Below are 17,081 nucleotides of genomic sequence, written 5' to 3'. Positions count from 1 at the left end.
TAACCATAATGTGTAAGCGCATACATAAAAGGAGGGTTTTTGTGAGTGGGATTTGGCTGGCCGTTGTTGGTATGCTTGTCTTTTTTCTAGGGTATCGGTATTATTCTAAGTTTATTGCCGAAAAGATTTATAAGCTTGATCCGAATTACGTAACGCCCGCCCATCAATTTAAGGATGGTGTCGATTTCGTACCTACGAACAAGTTCGTCCTCTGGGGGCACCACTTTACGTCGGTGGCTGGAGCAGCTCCCATTGTAGGGCCGGCCATCGCGGTGTACTGGGGATGGCTTCCGGCTGTGCTCTGGGTGCTGCTTGGCACGGTGTTCGCTGCAGGGGTCCATGATTTCGGTACACTCGTTTTATCCGTGCGAAACAAAGGACAGTCGATCGGGACGCTGGCGAGTAAGTTGATCGGCGAGAAAGCGAAGGTGTTGTTTTTGTTCATTATCCTTCTGCTTGTTCTTATGGTCAATGCAGTGTTCGCCTGGGTCATTGCCAACTTGTTCATCTCGTTTCCTGCGAGTGTATTATCGGTCTTTATTCAAATTCCACTCGCTGTCTGGATTGGTTACAGTGTCTACAAGAGACAGGGCAGTATGCTTCTGCCATCGCTAGTAGCTCTTGCTGTCATGTATCTCTCTGCTGTCATTGCAAGTTATGTCCCTGCCCTGCAGATTGACCTTGTCCGCTATTTCGGAGGCGAAGGAGCGGAAGCAGCCTTTGGATTGAGTGCGACATCCATGGCGTTTTTCGTCTGGATCATCGTACTCATGATCTATGTGTATATTGCATCGACGCTTCCTGTGTGGAAACTGCTTCAGCCAAGGGATTATATCAACTCCCATCAGCTGATTGTCGGACTGGGCCTTCTCTATCTCGGGCTGCTGTTTTCCAACCCTGAAATTACAGCACCGGTGACCAATGCGTCGGCGGATACATCCTGGTTCCCGCTTTTGTTCATTACCATCGCCTGTGGAGCGATTTCCGGATTCCACGGTCTCGTATCTTCAGGGACTTCTTCGAAACAGTTGAACAATGAAACAGAAGCGCGGTTTGTCGGCTATCTTGGTTCCGTCGGAGAAGGAGCTCTCGCCTTAGTCGCGATCATCGCTGTTGTCACCTTCTTCCCAACAGCGGCGGAATTCACTGCAACCTACAGCGGTTTTGCGGCGGCCAGTAATGCCGGACTTGGTGTCTTCATCCAAGGGGCCGGCCAGCTGGCGGCGGGACTCGGGATTCCCGCCTCTGTCGCGGCTACGATTGTGAGTGTGATTGTCGTCAGTTTCGCTGCGACAACACTGGATTCTTCGGTTCGTTTGATGCGGTATATTATCGCAGAGCTCGGTACTGAATATAAGATCACACCACTGACGAAAATGCATGTCGCAACTACGCTGGCGGTTGTTTCAAGCGCTGCACTGACCCTGATTCCGCAGGGGCCGAAGGGATTCGGATCCGGAGGTTATCTGCTTTGGCCGTTATTTGGAACATCCAATCAGCTCCTGGCCGGCATTAGTCTCCTGCTCGTATCGATCTGGCTGAAGCGTCAGGGGAGAAATTACCTTCCGACAATTATTCCAATGGTCTTTCTCATGTTCATGACGCTGTGGGCGATGATTTCACAGGTGCTGACAGAATGGGCGCCTTGGAATGAGAATAGTGACTGGATGCTGTTTGCTTTTGGTGCAGTCATCCTCGTTTTCACCTTCTGGATTTTACTGACGGCCTTTTCAGCGATTACGAAGGACCATAAAAATTCCATCGAACGAAGTGCTTAAAAAGAAGAAGCCGTGCCGATGTACGGCTTTTTCCATTCAGTAAGGAGGAAAAAGGCATGATCGATGTCATGATGATGCGAGCGGAGAAGGAAATCGGGATGGGGTGCTGTGGCGGCATCTGCTCCGATCCGGATGGTTTGATTAACATGGAGGACGAATTTTCGCACCATGACGAAGAACGAAAAAATCTGCAGCAGCTTTATCTTATGACACTGGAGATCGATCCTGATATCAACATGCAATTCATCGACCCAAGGAACCTGCTGGCTGCAGCCGCTTATTTCTGTCAGCAGCAGCGCCGGGGACGTATTACACGCCGTCGGGCACTGGCTTCCTTTCTGCTGCACAGCACGTACGGGGCGGTGTTTGTAAATGGAGAATATACAGCTTCAGCCGGACGCTATGAAGAGCGGCTGTTGGAATGGACAAAATCCTGAGGAGGGAGACGGATGGAAAAGAAGCTTTCCCTGAAACGGATGGTGGAACTGTATGATGAAGTATTGAGTCTGCCACATAAGCAGGAGGTGGCCCGGGAGTTGAGGGATGAAGAAGATCTTTTTCTTCTGCTGCTTTATTCCGATCTGCTCGGCATCCCCAACCCCGCGTTTTATTACACGCTTGAATTGTACCCACATATTGTTGAAAAATTTCATGACTGGCATTTGCGGATGGGCATGGAGAAATCCCCGCTCGATGGCATCCGCTGCTGTTAAGGAGGGTTATCTATGAAACATATCCAGCATCACTCTATCATTTTTGCGGGAGGAAAAGGCGGTGTCGGAAAATCGACCTCATCAGCGGCCCTTGCGCTCTCCTTTGCTGAACAGGGATATGAAACGCTTGTCGTATCGACAGATCCTGCTCATAATCTCGGCGATGTTTTTCTTACGTCTTTATCCCATACGAAAACGAAGCTCGCCAAGCGTTTATACGGGATGGAAATTGATCCCGGTTATGAATCGAAGCGGTATATTGAAGGGGTGAAGGAAAACCTGCAAGGGCTTGTGAAGTCTAAAATGGTCGAGGAGGTGCACCGGCAGATCGATATGGCATCCGCCTCGCCCGGGGCAGATGAGGCCGCCTTATTTGACCGCCTCGTGTCCATTATCCTGGAAGAGTCCGGCCGGTTCGATAAAATCGTGTTTGACACCGCTCCGACCGGACATACGATCCGCCTGCTTACACTCCCTGAGATCATGAACGTATGGATTGATGGCATGCTGGAGCGCCGGGGGCGGATGAATGAGACGTACACACAGCTGCTTCATGATGGAGAGCCTGTAGATGACCCGATTTTCAACGTGCTGCAGAGGCGCCGCGAAAAATTCGACGCCGTACGGAAAATCATATTAGACGAAAAGAAGACCGCCTTTGTGTTTGTTCTCATTCCTGAGCGCCTCCCGATTCTTGAAACGAAGAAAGCCGTGGAGCAGCTGGGGAAACATGGACTTGATGTGCAGACACTGATTGTGAATAAAGTTCTGCCTGACTACGCTGATGGTGCTTTTCTCGCTAAAAGGAGAAAACAGGAGCGTGTTTACCTTGATAAGATCAAGCGGACGTTTAGAGACAAAGAGCTGGTATATGTGCCTCTTTTTGAAGAAGATGTCTCCGATATGGAAAAGCTGCATACGTTTGCGGGCTCTTTTCAATCATCGATCCCTGTTTCTGACTAGAAGATTACCTTCAATCGATGAAAAAGTCCGACTCATCATTCACCGGAATCCGTGTAGCCGTACACGGATTTTTTTGTGCTTAATTTTCTGATTAAATAGGACTTTATAACTAAATCGGGCGTAGGGACCTGTATGAACTCCGAGGGCGGCCGATATATAAGGAGTCGAGCACAAATAAGTTGAAATTGCACGCTCAGGAGGGAATTTATGCTGATTATTGATGAACAAACGGTGTCTCCTATCCTAGTACAAACGGCCCTGACTCATCATTTGCCTATCTATTATAAGGACGATGAGAGAGCCCTGGATATGAAGGAACATTCTAAACTACTAACCAATTCGGAAAGCTGTCTGCAGATGCTGCAGCACCACCATCCGGAGCACATACATACGAAAGTATCCCAGATGGTCAAAAACAAAGCCCGGTTCCGGGAGCTGATTGCCGATCTGGATGAAGACTATTATTTCAAGCTTGTCACGCTTGATGAATTGATGAGTTCAAACAAGGAAGATCTCCCATTCCCGGTCGTTATCAAGCCGAACAAAGGCTATTCCAGTGTCGGTGTTTATATCGTGAAGGAAAAAGCGGAGTGGGACCAGGCGGTACAAGGATTGTATTCCGACCTGCTTCTCTCCCGGTCGATGTATTCGGATGCCGTTCTGGACAGTGAACAGATCATTATTGAAGGATATATTGAAGGACAGGAGTATGCGCTTGACTGCTACTATGACGAAGCGGGTGAGCCGGTGATTTTGAATATCCTGAAACGCCGGTTTGCCCACGATCAGGATACGTCCGACCGCATTTATTACACGTCCAGCCGGATTCTTGAGGAAGTACGTGAGCAGGCGCTGGATTACCTGCGTCTTTTAAATGACCGCCTTCAGCTCCGAAACTATCCTTTTCACATAGAAATGAGACAAAACGACGGCGGCATCGTTCCCATTGAGATGAATCCGCTCCGCTTTGCCGGGGCAGGTACGACAGATGTGAGTCATTACGCCTATGATATCAACTCGGCCTCAGCCTACTTCAAGGGCGTAAAGCCGGATTGGAAAACGATTGTGAAGCGGGCCGACGAGTCCTTTTACGGATTTTTCTGTGCGGAAGTGCCGGGGCATATCAGCGTGAATCTTATTCAATCCATTCAGCATGAGGAGCTGAAAAAAGAGTTCAGTCACATCCTGGAGTATCGGATCATCCAGTCAGCCAGTGACCGGACGTTTGCCGTCGTCTTTTTCAAAACGAACCAGCTGAATGAACTGGACCGGTTACTTACCCTTGATTTAGAGCCCTTCCTTACAATGAAACCAGCAAAGGAGGCTGTCCGATGAATTGGCAGGCCTTGAACCCGAAGAAGTCGTTAAAAACCCAGTTGTTCGTTAATTTCATCATTCCGATCCTTATTCTTGGTGGACTGACCTTCGGATTCGTGAAATATATAACCGGTAATATGATTGATGATCATATTCTGCCGCAGTTTGAACAGGTTCTTTTGACAAATGGTCAGGAGCTTGTCCGCTCGATTGAACCGAATGCCGTCCGTGAAGCAATGGAAAACCCATCAGAGAACCATGCCAGCTTGATCAACACGCTGGACAGCTTCATTGAAGGACAGGAGCGTCTGGAATATGCCTATATATTGACAAAGCAGGGAGAGCAGGAATACATCGTCGCCTTGAACGGTTCTGAGGATGTAATGGTGGAGTCTCCTTTTACAGATAAGCAGAGGGAGGCGTTCCAGACAGGGGATACCGTTGTGACCTCCATTTATGAAGATGAATGGGGCGTCCATAAATCGGTCTTCATGCAGATTGGTGACATGGATGCGATTGTCGGCGTCGATATGAGTACCTCCTTTGTTGGAAGCCTCCAGAAGGAAATCAATAGCTTCCTTGCTATCTTTTTAGCGGTCGCTGTTCTGCTTGGTGCCGGGTTTGCTTATATCTTCGGCAGCCGTCTGACGAAAGCTGTCCGCTCCCTGCTGTCGTCGGTGAACCGGATTAGTGATGGAGATTTGACAGAGGACATCGAAACGAAGCGGGCCGATGAAATTGGTCAGCTGTCTGTGGCGATGAATGAAATGGTGGAGAGCTTGAGGAGCCTTGTTCAGAGGGTGACGACAGCGTCGAGTGAAGTGTCGGCGCAGAGTGAGGAACTCACGCAGTCGGCCAACGAAGTGAAAGAAGGAAGCGAGCAGGTCGCTTCTACGATGCAGGAACTGTCCTCTGGTGCAGAGTCCCAGGCAGACAGCTCCAGCAGCCTTTCCGAAGGGATGGACAACTTCGTCCGACGTCTGGATGAAGCCAACAAAAGTGGAAAAGCAGTAGCTGGAACATCGAAGGAAGTGCTGTCGATGACCGAAGAAGGGCGGGGGTTGATGGAGACGTCCGTCCAACAGATGAACACCATTAATGGCATCGTCAAGGAGTCTGTAGAGCGTGTGCACGGACTGGATAAGCAGTCCAAGGAAATTAATAAACTCGTCCAGGTCATTCAGGATATTGCCGAACAGACCAACCTGTTATCCTTGAACGCGGCTATAGAGGCGGCCAGAGCCGGGGAGCATGGCAAAGGATTTGCTGTCGTGGCTGATGAAGTCCGCAAGCTTGCCGAGCAGGTTTCAACGTCCATCATTGATATCACATCCATTGTGGAAAGTATCCAATCCGAGTCGAACCGGGTCGCTCAATCGCTTGAATCCGGCTATCAGGAAGTGGACAAAGGAACGAAACAGATAGAGGTGACCGGGGAAACCTTCCACCGTATCCATACATCGGTCAGTGACATGTCCGGACGGATCGGGGAAATTTCCGAGCACCTTTCGGATATTGCAGAAAACAGCCAGCAGATGAACCAGTCGATTGAAGAGATTGCTTCTGTTTCCGAGGAGTCGGCGGCAGGGGTGGAGCAGGTGGCCGCTTCCTCGCAGCAGACGACAAGTTCAATGGAAGAAGTTTCTCACAGTGCCCGTCAGCTGTCTGAGCTTTCTGAACAGTTGAACGAGGAGATCCAGCAATTTAAACTGTAGGACCACTCGTGTAGAAGGTCATGTGTGAAGGTGGCGTCAGCGCCGCTTGCGACGATTGATGAGCTGAAAAGAGGAAGATCTTCTGTTTATTAGAAGGTCTTCTTTTTTTATCCTTCACGTTCGGGCAGGGAAGAGCCCTGTCTCCTGTAAAAAGGTGCGGGAAGCGAATTCTGAAACGTTCATGTGGATGCACGTTTAGCCGGAAGGAAAGGGTGGGGCAGGTCTCTCATTCTGGAGGACACCTTTTCTTCCTGGCCACCTAAATACTCATTCCTCCCTTGGAACGGGGAGTGTTATGATGGAGGCAGTATATGAATAGAAGGTGATTGTTTTGGACGTAACCATTAAGGATGTAGCCAGAGCGGCAGGTGTAGCGCCCTCGACGGTTTCCCGTGTGATTGCAGACAATCCGCGGATCAGTCCGGCTACGAAAAGGAAAGTGAAGCACGCGATGGAGGAGATGGGATATCACCCGAATGTGACCGCCCGTAATTTAGCAAGCCGGACGACGAAATCTCTCGGAGTTGTTCTGCCTTTCAGTGCAGATAAAGCGCTGCAGAATCCATTTTTCCCGGAGGTGCTGCGGGGCATCAGTTCCATCGCCCATGAGATGGAGTATTCCCTTGTTCTCTGCACGGGAGAAACGGATGAGGAAATGCTGGAGGCTGTGAAACGGATGGTGTACAGCAGTCAGACAGATGGGATTCTTCTCCTCTATTCGCAGGTCCGTGACCCGATTCAATCCTTTCTGCTGGAGCAGAAGTTTCCTTTTGTCGTCGTCGGCCGTCCGGCAGAAAACGGAAACTACGTGACGCACGTTGATAACGATAACATTCAGGCTTCCAAGGATATGACAAAGCATCTGATCGATCTCGGTCATGAGCGGGTGGCGTTTATCGGGGGTTCTCCTGAGCTCGTGGTGACGCTCGACCGCCTTCAAGGGTATGAGGAGGCGTTAAAAGAGGCCGGAATCTCCCTTGAAGACAATTATAAAGTCCATACAGAGTTCTTGAAATCGGGCGGACGCTCAGCTGTTCGTGCACTCATGTCTCTCACTCATCCGCCGACCGGGCTTGTTGTCGTCGATGATCTGATGACGATTGGCGTCATATCCACTTTGGAGGAAGCAGGCATTCACGTACCGGAGGATTTATCAATCGTCAGTTTCAACAATGTCTACCTTGCTCAGGTGTCCCGTCCGGCCCTGACGACGGTGGACGTCCACATCCAGGCCTTAGGGACAGAGGCAGCCGCCTGCCTCATTGAGAACGTGCAGCGGCGGGAGCAGCCGCCGAAGCGTATCATCATTCCGCACAAAATTGAATATCGTTCGTCGGCGATCTCCCGCTCCGCTCCGTCTGAAGGGTAACCTTCAGGCGGTTTTTTATGAAGATGGCATCTGTTCCATAAACTTCCTATATCCGCCTTTTTTTACAGAAAACTGCATAGATGTGGAAAATTTTTTGCATGTTTGCGCAATTTTCGGTACCCTAGTAGAGTTGACCTTTAAACAATTAGGAGAGGGATTTATATGAGTAAGACAAAAAGGAATGATCCCTGCTTTTGTGGAAGCGGGAAAAAATATAAAAAATGCTGCATGGTGAAAGATGATCAGGCTGTCGGATCCAGCAGCCTTCATGAGGAACTGCAGAGTAACTACAGCCACTTTATGGCTTATGTGAACCGTAATTATCCGAACGTTACGCCATCTGAGTCGAGAGAAACACAGGAAGAAGAAGTAGAAGCGGCGTTCCAGATGGTGCAGCGTGTCCTGATCGACAAACAGGAGGATGGCTCCACCCTGTATGAGGAATTTTTTGCGAAGAAACAGGATAAAATCATCCGTCCGGCAACGATGGCAACGATGGAAGCCTGGAAATCTCCGCACGTGAGCTTATTCAAAATCAACGGTTCAGCCTCTGAATCCACCGCTTCTGTAGAAGACGTGTGGAGCGGAGAATCGTTTGAAGTGAAAAAGGACGGCATTCCTTTGAAAGAAGAGAATTATGAGCACATGCCATACTGTATCGGCGTTCTCTTGAAGTGGGGACCTGTCCATAACTTCGTACCCCTGGCGATCCCGAACTACGAGTCTTCTTACGTGACGTTCCGCAAACAGCTGGAAGAAGCGTTTGAAGCGAGCGGTGCTGCGACGATTTATGACTATATGCAGGCAACGATTATAGAACAGCTGCGCAGCTGGATGTATATGACTTCTACAGATGAAACGGAAGAGGCCCCAGCTGAACAGCCCGTCGAGGCCCCTGCTGAAGGTGATGACGTGCTTGACTTGTTCGACGAAAGCTTGAAGCAGGAAGAAGGATTTGAACTGTTGAAGCAGCGCTGGGAAATGTACAAGCAGGCGGAAAACCCGACATTCCGTAAGCCGGAAGTCGTAACCGCAGCCCTTGAGCATATGTACCGCAGCACGTCTGCTTTCCGTACGGAACCGGAAAAAGTAACGAAAAAAGCGGTAGCTGAAAAGTATGAAGTCAGTCCGGGCAGCATGAGCAAACGCATCACTCAGCTGTCGGATTATCTTCTTCCATCATAAGTACTTCAACGTCCAGGATCTTCCTGGGCGTTTTTTTTAGGATCAAAAGGTTGATGGAAAAGATGGAATAAAAAACCGGATGCCTGCAGAAACTCTCCTTGTAGATAGTCAATGACAGGAGGGAACCATATGGACAACTATAAAGAACAGGGACCCGGCGGTGCGGACGACCATCGTTTTGCCGAAGGAGAAGGCGAAAAAACGCTGACGACGAGGCAGGGGCACCCGGTCCGGACGAACCAGAATTTAAGGACGATCGGGAACCGGGGACCGGCCACGCTGGAGAACTACGATTATATCGAAAAGATTTCCCACTTCGACCGGGAACGTGTACCTGAGCGGGTGGTCCACGCCCGGGGAACAGGGGCACGCGGCTACTTTGAAACTTATGGGAAAGCCGGCGATGAACCGGTGGAGAAATATACACGGGCGAAAGTTTTTTCTGGAGCAGGGAAGAAAACACCGGTGCTCGTCCGGTTTTCGACGGTGACCCATTCGGCTGGTTCTCCGGAGACGCTGAGGGACCCGCGCGGATTTGCCGTCAAATTTTACACAGAGGATGGCAACTGGGACCTGGTCGGAAACAATTTGAAGGTATTCTTCATTCGTGACGCAATGAAATTCCCGGATTTGATCCATTCGTTCAAGCCTGATCCAGTGACCAACATCCAGGACAGCGAGCGGATTTTTGATTTTCTCAGCCAGACGCCCGAATCAATGCACATGGTCACTTTCCTGTTTTCCCCGTGGGGCATCCCGGCCAACTACCGCCAGATGCAGGGATCCGGTGTGAATACATACCGGTGGGTCAACGACGAAGGAAAAGCGGTCCTCGTGAAGTATCACTGGGAGCCTCTCAAGCAGGGGATCAAAAACCTGACCCAGGAGGAAGCAAACCAGATCCAGGCAGAAAACTTCAACCATGCGACACAGGATTTGTACGAAGCCATCGAGAGCGGCGATTATCCTGAATGGGAGCTCTGCGTCCAGATTATGGAGGACCACGAGCATCCTGAGCTTGATTTTGATCCACTTGATGATACGAAGCTGTGGCCGGAGGATCAGTTCCCGTTTTTGAAAGTCGGAAAAATGGTGCTGAACAAAAATCCGGACAACTATTTCAATGAAATCGAGCAAGCGGCATTTGGTACAGGTGTGCTTGTCGACGGTCTCGATTTCTCTGATGATAAGATGCTTCAGGGACGGACATTTTCCTATTCTGATACGCAGCGCTACCGGGTCGGAGCAAACTACCAGCAGCTTCCGGCCAACGCACCGAAAAAACATGCCGCCACCAACTATGAAGGAGGAAGCATGTCTTATTTTGTGGATCGGCCGGAAGGGTCCAACCCGCACGTGAACTATGAGCCTTCCTCCTTGAATGGTCTGGAGGAATCCCCTCCGAAAAAGGCACCTCACCAGCCGTACGTGGAAGGGAAATTGAAGAAAGAGCCGATTGACAGGGAAAACAATTTCAAGCAGGCAGGAGAACGGTACCGGATGCTGAAGGACTGGGAACGGGATGATTTAATCAACAACCTCGTCGTATCGCTCAAGCCGTGCCACACCCATATCCAGAAGAAGATGGTATCCTTGCTGACCCAGTGCGATGAGGATTATGGAAGCCGAGTGGCAGAGGAACTTGGAATGAATACAGCAGCGGGACAGATGAACGAGGAATTTGCGGATGACATCACTCCTTCCAAAGGGAGACTTCCAAAGCGGGGTGGCTCTCCGATAGGCAGCGATGGGGCTGCGGATGCGGTCGAGCAGGCCGAGGAAAAAGGACACGAAGCAGATCCGTATTGATTGAAAGGCGGTCTTCCAATGGTGGAAGGCCGCCTTTTCTTTTTTCACCTGTTTCCGCATAAGGTGATAAAGGGAGGCGATGGAATGAAGAAGAAAGGTTCTGGTGGGAAATTCCTTGTCATCACGGCCCTCATCCTTCTGGCTGCTGCTGTGACGGCTGCCGGCCTGTTCATCACATCCCGCCCGGGTTATCAGGCGGAAAAGACAGTGGAGACGTTTTACAGCTACGAACAGAAAGGTCAGTACGCGGATTCCTGGTTACTGCTTCATTCCCGGATGAAGGATAAATTCGGAAAGGGTCATTACATACAGGATAGGGCTCATGTGTTTATGAATCATTTCGGCGTGGAAACGTTCACTTTCACAACGGGAGAGGTCAATCATCTGGACACCTGGTCGATGGAAAAAGGGACGGATCCGTTTAAGAACGTGTTCGTAGTGTCGGTTGAGCAGACGTTCAAAGGGAAATACGGTCGATTCCGCCTTCATCAGGATGTATATGTGGCTGAGGAAAAGGGCAGATGGAAGATACTCTGGGATTACAATAAATAAAAAAGGCCTCCACCTTCATAGGGGAGGCCATTCGATTAAGATGCTTTTGAAGAAGGAACCTGAACGACCTTGACGGCATGCTCCTGCTGTGGATCGAAGTGGAAGATATAGTCTCCACTCGATTCCGGAGTAAACGTCAGATTTTCTCCTTCCAGCCATTCGCCGTCACGGATGAATTTATACTCGACAGTTTCACCTGCTTTCAAAGCGACAGGGGCACTGCTCCAGACGCCTGCTTGTTCATTGTACGTCAGGGCGTGCTTATCCGTTTCCCAGTCCAGAGGAGCAGAACCGCGGAGGACCACTTTGTTGTACTTTTTCTCTTCGGAAGGCTCTTCGTATGTCAATGTGCCTTTGACATCGTACACCTGGGCGGAATGGGCGTCTGCTTTGACGTACAAGTCATCCCGGCGGCTCAGCGTGCGGCTGTCATCAAGCACAGACTGCAGCATAACTTTATTCCGCGTCTTTTGGTTGTACAGCTCTTTGATGTTCAATGTGCGGCTGTTTTCCCCTTTATTGATGACGGTAAGCACATGATCCTGAGGCATTCTCCGTTCAAATACGAGGACGTCATCATCCGAATAAATCACCTTCATATCTCCGTAGGCAAGAGCCGGTTGATCTTTTCTCGCCTGAATCAATTCTTCATAGTGGGCTTTTATATCAAGGTTCTGTTTACTTTCATCCCACGGCATCATTTCCCGGTAGTAGCGGTCTTTCCATTCTTCCACTTTCGTATGATCACCGCTCTGGGACAAACCGACTTCATCTCCGTAATAGATGATCGGAGCCCCCGGCAGAGCGAACTGGAGGGTTGCTGCGTTTTTCATCGTGGTTTCATTTTCATCTGCTTCATAGATGAAACGCGGCATATCATGGCTGTCCAGGAATGTGGCAGGTACGAATTCGTCATCATAGGTTTCATGAATCGTCATCAAGGAATCAGCTAAGCTGTTCATCGATCCATCGTTAATGTACGTATTGAAAATCGCGGACTGGGTTTCAAAATCAATCGCTCCATCCAGCTTCCCGGCATAGGAATCAATCGTTTCCAGGCTGTCCCATACTTCGCCGAAAATGAAGGCGTCGGAATCTATGGATTTCACCTGGTGGCGGAAATCGACCCAGAAACTGTGACTCGGTCCTTTCGCATAATCGAGACGGAAGCCGTCAACACCGATGTCCTCCATCCAGAATGGAACCACTTCCTCAAGCATATAGGCCCTCGTTTCCGGATGGTCGTTGTTCAGTTCCGGAAGCTCCTGGACATCATAAAACGTTTCATATTCATCCGGCCATTTCAAAAAGGTGTACCATTCGTAATACGTACTGGCTTCTCCTTTTTCAACGGCGTCCTGAAAAAATGGATGCTGGTTGGATGTATGGTTCGGAACAAGATCATAGACGACTTTCATATCGCGGTCATGAGCTTCATCGACAAGTTTCTTCATCAGCTGGTTGCTGCCGAAGCGGGGGTCGATGTTCATGAAATCTGTTGGATGATAGCCGTGGGAATACGGACCTTCGTAAATCGGTGAGATCCATAGTGTGTTCACCCCAAGCTCGTCGAGGTAATCGATTTTTTCCAACACGCCTTGCAGGTCACCGCCCATCCAACCTTTCAACTGCTCATCTATCGGAAGGTCCGGATCGACGGATGTGTTGTTCTCCTCACTGCCATCGCGGAAACGGTCTACGAAAATCTGATAGATCACAGATTCTTTAGCCCAGTCGGGAGATTGATAGTCTTCGACGTAATAGGCAAACTCGGTGGCTTCCTCAGGGTCCAGGACGTTGTTGTCGGCAAACTGGGAGCCCTGCGATCCAGTGTTCCAAACATCGATGTTGTATTTCACACGCGTTTCATTCTTTTGAGCAGGAATCGTGCCCTTTAAGGTTGAAGTTTTTAAGCCGTCGGCTGATCCGCTCGTTTCGACGACACGTAGAGCAGCGATCGTCCCATTTTCAGCCTCTCCGCGCTTACCGGAAGGGGAGGATCCATCCGTCGTATAATAAACAGCTCCTGTATCAATGGGACCAAAGTGCTCGACCTCCACCGTTACGTCCACCTCATCTTTTTTCGTGGGGGTGTAAGGATCGTGGTTGAAATCATGGGTGACTGACTGGGCTACGGGAATCGTCCGCCATTGCTCCACCGTATCGTTCTGGACGCTTGGATCTTTTGTCAAAGTGACCGTGCGCCGCTCGCTGCGGACTTCCTCATAGGCTTTCCCCGCAAGACTGTACGTATAGGAAACGTTCTGTCCTTCATTACCTACAAGCGTGAACGTATACGTATCTTCCCCCGTCTTTGTCATCGGGGCAGCCGTGTAATGAAAATCGTTCGTGCTTGAGGCAACGGTCGGTTTCACCCATTCAGGTGTATGTTCCGGTACAGTCAGTTCGAGTGTGGCGGATGCTTCATGCGTTCCGGCAGGACGGATATCCACCGTCCGCTCCTCCTCGGGGTGAAAGGCGAAGATATACGCTGCATCCTGAGGAGCAGTGACGGTCAGGTTGGAACCAGTCATCCATGTCCCGTCGTACACAAACTTGTATTCTGTTGTTTCACCGCCTTCCAGGGTCACCGGCTCACTGAGCCATACCCCTTCCTCTTCGTCATACTGCAGTGGATGACGATCAGAACTCCAGTCAAGCGCCTCGGCACTGCCGCGCAGAACGACGCTGTCGTACGTTTTGGCATCGGCTTGAACCTTTTGTGCAACCGGTTGCACAAAAGGTAAAAATAAAAGGATAAGCCCAATCATCCAGATCCATGATTTCTTCATGCGTTTTCATCCCTTCCTTTTTCCATTTTTATGAAATCGCTTTCATTGTATCGGATAGACATACGCCTGTCCATAGGACTATCCTAGTGATTGTTTCAGGCGCATGGATACTGCATATAAAAAGTCAGTCAAAGAGCAGACGGATCGAGTAAAAGATCATTTTCGTATATTCGCTGAAGGTTGTCTTTTTTTCCATTTCCGTCAAACCGTCAGCGGGATTGTACGAGGAGGAGGTAAAGGCATAGCTTAACGTATAGTCTTTTCCGAAAATATCATCGAACGTCATTTTCGTCCTCCGCGAGTGGAATTCACTCGTAACGACGATGGCTGAGGAAAGGTTCTGCTCCTCCATAATGTCCTTGGCGTACAGGGCATTGTCATATGTACTCGTCGCTTTTGTGTCTTCTAAAAGATCGGCTTCGGATATCCCCAGGGAAACCGCCCGGTCCGGCGTCGTCCCGTTTTCTTCGGCATTCGTTAAAATGACCGTATCTGATGCTCCCATGGTGTACAATTCCGCTCCACGTTCCAGTCTTTCTGCACTACCGCTCAAGACGATGATGGCATCCGCCTCCGGATCCTCCTCCACGGTATCCTCCAGGATAAGAAAATCCGTACCCAGTTGGTAGAGTGTGAAAAGGAAAGCTGCCGCAGCGATGAGAAAAACCCCGAACAAGATCAGGATGGTCCGCTTTATTTTATAAACGGCTACAGACAAAAAAGATCATCCTCTCCATTTTTTTCTATTTCTACTATATACCGCCTGAGTGATTTGTGAAACCATAAGTATTTTACTTGTATACTTTTGTCGAATTTAGTAACATATATTGTAAAAGTTTTGTTTGAATTGTTTGTTTATTTCATGTAAACTTTTTTGAAACCAATAATGTTGATTCGGAAAGGATAGAGAGATATGATACAACCTGATGATCGTATTGCAACACCTGGTCAAATTGTTACCTTTGAACGAAATGATATCACATTTAAAGGAAGAGTTATTCCAAGTCAATGCCAGCAGTCTGTCATCGTTGATTTAACCATTATGGATAATCTGAATGACATCGATTTCGAATATGACAGGACGGTTGTAGCTCATACAAACTATCGCATTATCGAAGAATAACATGAACAGGCCTTCTCCACTCCGGTGGGGAAGGTTTTTTTATGGAGAGGATCAGCCGGTTTAGGGGATGGAAGGAATTGGATCGACTGAAAAGTGGTACGAAGGGATCCTTCCATATGATCTATGAGTTTCGGATGGCTCAATGGCCGGAAAAAGACCTTCAATCCCGCGGGAATAAGGATTTAGGGTGGAAGGAGTGATATTGGAAGAACGAAATTCAAAGATTAATGAAAGAGGCTTTCTAACCAACTAGGAATATCTGCCGTTTCCAATTTATTCTCCTTTTCTTATAATATGGGTAGAGCACCCTTCAAAAGGAAGGGCTCTTTGTCATTTTATACAGAGAGGATGTCAGGGGTAGTGCATGTAACCAAGCTTTTACTGGACCAGACAGAACTGCCGGTGAGCGGCCGGTGCAGCGTGCGGATTGACAAAACGATTGTCGTGGAACCTTTCAGACATTTAACAGAAGATACGTTCCGCCGGATATTGAAAGAGAAAGCCTTGATACAGCGGATTAAACTCGAAAGTGATGAAGAGGGATTTCCACAGGAGTACGAAGGTCCCTACACATCGAAACGGACCAACGGAATCTTGATTTTTACCAGGACAGCTTAAGGATACATAAAAAAACTGACCACACCGGAGTATGGTCAGTTTTGCTGTGTTTATTCACTTGAATCATCCGTAGTGTTCCCGTAGGATCCGGAAGGCGTAATATCGAGAGCCTGCTGCAGTTTCTGCTTCGTTTCCTCTAGAGCCCCTTCGTCCGGGACGAAATAATACAACCCGTCTTCCAGACGCATGTCCTGTCCTTCAATCGTATAGGTTGTCGTCGAAGGATTTTCGGAAGACAGCGTTTTTTGGATGGCGTACAGTTCGGAGATCGTCAGGTTCGTACTGACACTGTCACCGAGGATATCCGCAAATTCACCGGCTTTGAGCAGATTGTCGGCAGAAAGGGCCTCATCAATGCTTGCCTGGATGAATTGACGCTGTCGCTCGTCCCGTGGATAGAATACGGCAACATCACGCTTTCTCATCCTCACAAAAGCGAGAGCTTCCTCCCCGTTCATCGTTGTTTCACCAGCTTCAAATTCAATCTTCTTATCATAATCCAGGCTGCTTCGTTCCCAGAAGCCTTCCTTTACATCGATCGTGACGCCGCCCATCAGGTCGACAATTTCCATGAACCCTTCGAAATTGACGGACGCGAACTTATCAATCGGAATACCGAGGTAGTCCTCTACGGTTTCAATCGTCAGCTTTTCAGCCCCGTATCCGGAAACTTCCCCGAGTGAGTAGGCTGCGTTCAATTTGTGGGAGCCTGCATATTGATCGCCGACTTTATAGGCCGGGATGTCCACCTGCGTATCCCGTGGAATACTTGTCATCGTAATGTCCTTCGTATCAGGATCAAGAGTCATTACAATCTGGGTATCCGCACGGCCGGCGCCGCCTTCTGTCGAATAATCCTCAACACCCATCAGTAAAATTGAAATCGGATCATCGCCGATGTCCACAGCTTCATCCCGCAGGTCTGATTTTTCTCCTCTATCCAGATCTTCGTAAGAGGCGGTGTAGACTTTATTCACGTAATAAAAGCCACCACCGATCAGCAGCGACAGGACAAATAAAAAAACGACCCATCTTCTTATTCTTCTTTTTTTCCTGCGTCTGCGGACGCGGACGAGTTTTTTCGCCATTTGTTCCACCTCTGTTTTCTAACCTCTCAAATTCCCATTCTATCATAGATGAAAACGGG

General features: G+C 49.1%; 16 protein-coding genes. 13 read left to right on the top strand and 3 right to left on the bottom strand.

Annotated elements, in window-relative coordinates; genetic code table 11:
- The first annotated feature begins 41 nt into the window (after positions 1–41).
- From ACXAD6_RS14595 to ACXAD6_RS14550, 10 genes are all read left to right on the top strand, one after another.
- Entirely contained in the window at positions 42–1,778 is a 1,737-nt protein-coding gene (locus ACXAD6_RS14595; RefSeq protein WP_474969483.1) for a carbon starvation CstA family protein, read from the top strand.
- 56 nt (positions 1,779–1,834) lie between these two features.
- Positions 1,835–2,215: a hypothetical protein gene (locus ACXAD6_RS14590; protein ID WP_474969482.1), complete on the top strand. Its 381-nt coding sequence runs from the start codon at positions 1,835–1,837 to the stop codon at positions 2,213–2,215.
- 12 nt (positions 2,216–2,227) lie between these two features.
- Positions 2,228–2,491, top strand: a complete 264-nt coding sequence (locus tag ACXAD6_RS14585) for a cory-CC-star protein (protein WP_474969481.1) — start codon at positions 2,228–2,230, stop codon at positions 2,489–2,491.
- 12 nt (positions 2,492–2,503) lie between these two features.
- Positions 2,504–3,454, top strand: coding sequence for an ArsA family ATPase (locus tag ACXAD6_RS14580; RefSeq protein ID WP_474969480.1), 951 nt, complete (start codon positions 2,504–2,506; stop codon positions 3,452–3,454).
- Between the two features lie 207 nt (positions 3,455–3,661).
- Positions 3,662–4,789 (top strand): ATP-grasp domain-containing protein, encoded by a 1,128-nt coding sequence (locus ACXAD6_RS14575; protein ID WP_474969479.1) that lies wholly within the window; start codon positions 3,662–3,664, stop codon positions 4,787–4,789.
- Positions 4,786–6,486 carry a methyl-accepting chemotaxis protein gene (locus ACXAD6_RS14570; RefSeq protein WP_474969478.1) on the top strand — a complete coding sequence of 567 codons (1,701 nt, stop codon included), beginning with the start codon at positions 4,786–4,788 and terminating at the stop codon, positions 6,484–6,486. The genes ACXAD6_RS14575 and ACXAD6_RS14570 overlap by 4 nt, the downstream gene beginning before the upstream one ends.
- Positions 6,487–6,817: 331 nt before the next feature.
- Positions 6,818–7,855, top strand: a complete 1,038-nt coding sequence (locus ACXAD6_RS14565) for a LacI family DNA-binding transcriptional regulator (protein ID WP_474969477.1) — start codon at positions 6,818–6,820, stop codon at positions 7,853–7,855.
- Positions 7,856–8,017: 162 nt separating this feature from the next.
- Entirely contained in the window at positions 8,018–9,040 is a 1,023-nt protein-coding gene (locus ACXAD6_RS14560) for an SEC-C domain-containing protein (RefSeq protein WP_474969476.1), read from the top strand.
- Positions 9,041–9,169: 129 nt separating this feature from the next.
- Positions 9,170–10,849, top strand: a complete 1,680-nt coding sequence (locus ACXAD6_RS14555) for a catalase (RefSeq protein WP_474969475.1) — start codon at positions 9,170–9,172, stop codon at positions 10,847–10,849.
- An 84-nt stretch (positions 10,850–10,933) separates the two neighbouring features.
- Complete coding sequence (locus ACXAD6_RS14550; RefSeq protein ID WP_474969474.1) at positions 10,934–11,401, top strand: hypothetical protein; 468 nt, start codon at positions 10,934–10,936, stop codon at positions 11,399–11,401.
- Between the two features lie 35 nt (positions 11,402–11,436).
- On the opposite strand, the gene ACXAD6_RS14545 is transcribed toward ACXAD6_RS14550, so the two are convergent.
- Positions 11,437–14,139 (bottom strand): alpha-amylase family glycosyl hydrolase, encoded by a 2,703-nt coding sequence (locus tag ACXAD6_RS14545; protein ID WP_474969473.1) that lies wholly within the window; start codon positions 14,137–14,139, stop codon positions 11,437–11,439.
- A gap of 178 nt (positions 14,140–14,317) precedes the next feature.
- Positions 14,318–14,911 carry a YdcF family protein gene (locus ACXAD6_RS14540; protein WP_474969471.1) on the bottom strand — a complete coding sequence of 198 codons (594 nt, stop codon included), beginning with the start codon at positions 14,909–14,911 and terminating at the stop codon, positions 14,318–14,320.
- Between the two features lie 195 nt (positions 14,912–15,106).
- Here ACXAD6_RS14540 and ACXAD6_RS14535 point away from each other — a divergent pair, with 195 nt between their 5' ends.
- From ACXAD6_RS14535 to ACXAD6_RS14525, 3 genes are all read left to right on the top strand, one after another.
- On the top strand, positions 15,107–15,316 hold the full coding sequence (locus ACXAD6_RS14535) for a YkvS family protein (RefSeq protein WP_027955031.1): 210 nt from the start codon (positions 15,107–15,109) through the stop codon (positions 15,314–15,316).
- A 77-nt stretch (positions 15,317–15,393) separates the two neighbouring features.
- Positions 15,394–15,516, top strand: a complete 123-nt coding sequence (locus tag ACXAD6_RS14530) for a hypothetical protein (RefSeq protein WP_474969470.1) — start codon at positions 15,394–15,396, stop codon at positions 15,514–15,516.
- Between the two features lie 148 nt (positions 15,517–15,664).
- On the top strand, positions 15,665–15,934 hold the full coding sequence (locus ACXAD6_RS14525) for a hypothetical protein (RefSeq protein ID WP_206933429.1): 270 nt from the start codon (positions 15,665–15,667) through the stop codon (positions 15,932–15,934).
- A gap of 50 nt (positions 15,935–15,984) precedes the next feature.
- Here the strand turns inward: ACXAD6_RS14525 and ACXAD6_RS14520 are convergent, their stop codons facing one another.
- Complete coding sequence (locus ACXAD6_RS14520; protein WP_474969469.1) at positions 15,985–17,022, bottom strand: LCP family protein; 1,038 nt, start codon at positions 17,020–17,022, stop codon at positions 15,985–15,987.
- Positions 17,023–17,081 lie beyond the last annotated feature (59 nt).

This window comes from Halobacillus sp. ABH2_015, assembly GCF_056158945.1.
This window is presented reverse-complemented; position numbering and strand designations above follow the sequence as displayed.

Excerpts from the sequence above, each read along its gene's own strand:
- ACXAD6_RS14590 (WP_474969482.1), top strand. The coding sequence starts at position 1,835 with ATGATCGATGTCATGATGATGCGAGCGGAGAAGGAAATCGGGATGGGG.
- ACXAD6_RS14585 (WP_474969481.1), top strand. The coding sequence starts at position 2,228 with ATGGAAAAGAAGCTTTCCCTGAAACGGATGGTGGAACTGTATGATGAA.
- ACXAD6_RS14580 (WP_474969480.1), top strand. The coding sequence starts at position 2,504 with ATGAAACATATCCAGCATCACTCTATCATTTTTGCGGGAGGAAAAGGC.
- ACXAD6_RS14575 (WP_474969479.1), top strand. The coding sequence starts at position 3,662 with ATGCTGATTATTGATGAACAAACGGTGTCTCCTATCCTAGTACAAACG.
- ACXAD6_RS14570 (WP_474969478.1), top strand. The coding sequence starts at position 4,786 with ATGAATTGGCAGGCCTTGAACCCGAAGAAGTCGTTAAAAACCCAGTTG.
- ACXAD6_RS14560 (WP_474969476.1), top strand. The coding sequence starts at position 8,018 with ATGAGTAAGACAAAAAGGAATGATCCCTGCTTTTGTGGAAGCGGGAAA.
- ACXAD6_RS14555 (WP_474969475.1), top strand. The coding sequence starts at position 9,170 with ATGGACAACTATAAAGAACAGGGACCCGGCGGTGCGGACGACCATCGT.
- ACXAD6_RS14550 (WP_474969474.1), top strand. The coding sequence starts at position 10,934 with ATGAAGAAGAAAGGTTCTGGTGGGAAATTCCTTGTCATCACGGCCCTC.
- ACXAD6_RS14535 (WP_027955031.1), top strand. The coding sequence starts at position 15,107 with ATGATACAACCTGATGATCGTATTGCAACACCTGGTCAAATTGTTACC.
- ACXAD6_RS14525 (WP_206933429.1), top strand. The coding sequence starts at position 15,665 with ATGTCAGGGGTAGTGCATGTAACCAAGCTTTTACTGGACCAGACAGAA.
- ACXAD6_RS14520 (WP_474969469.1), bottom strand. The coding sequence starts at position 17,022 with ATGGCGAAAAAACTCGTCCGCGTCCGCAGACGCAGGAAAAAAAGAAGA.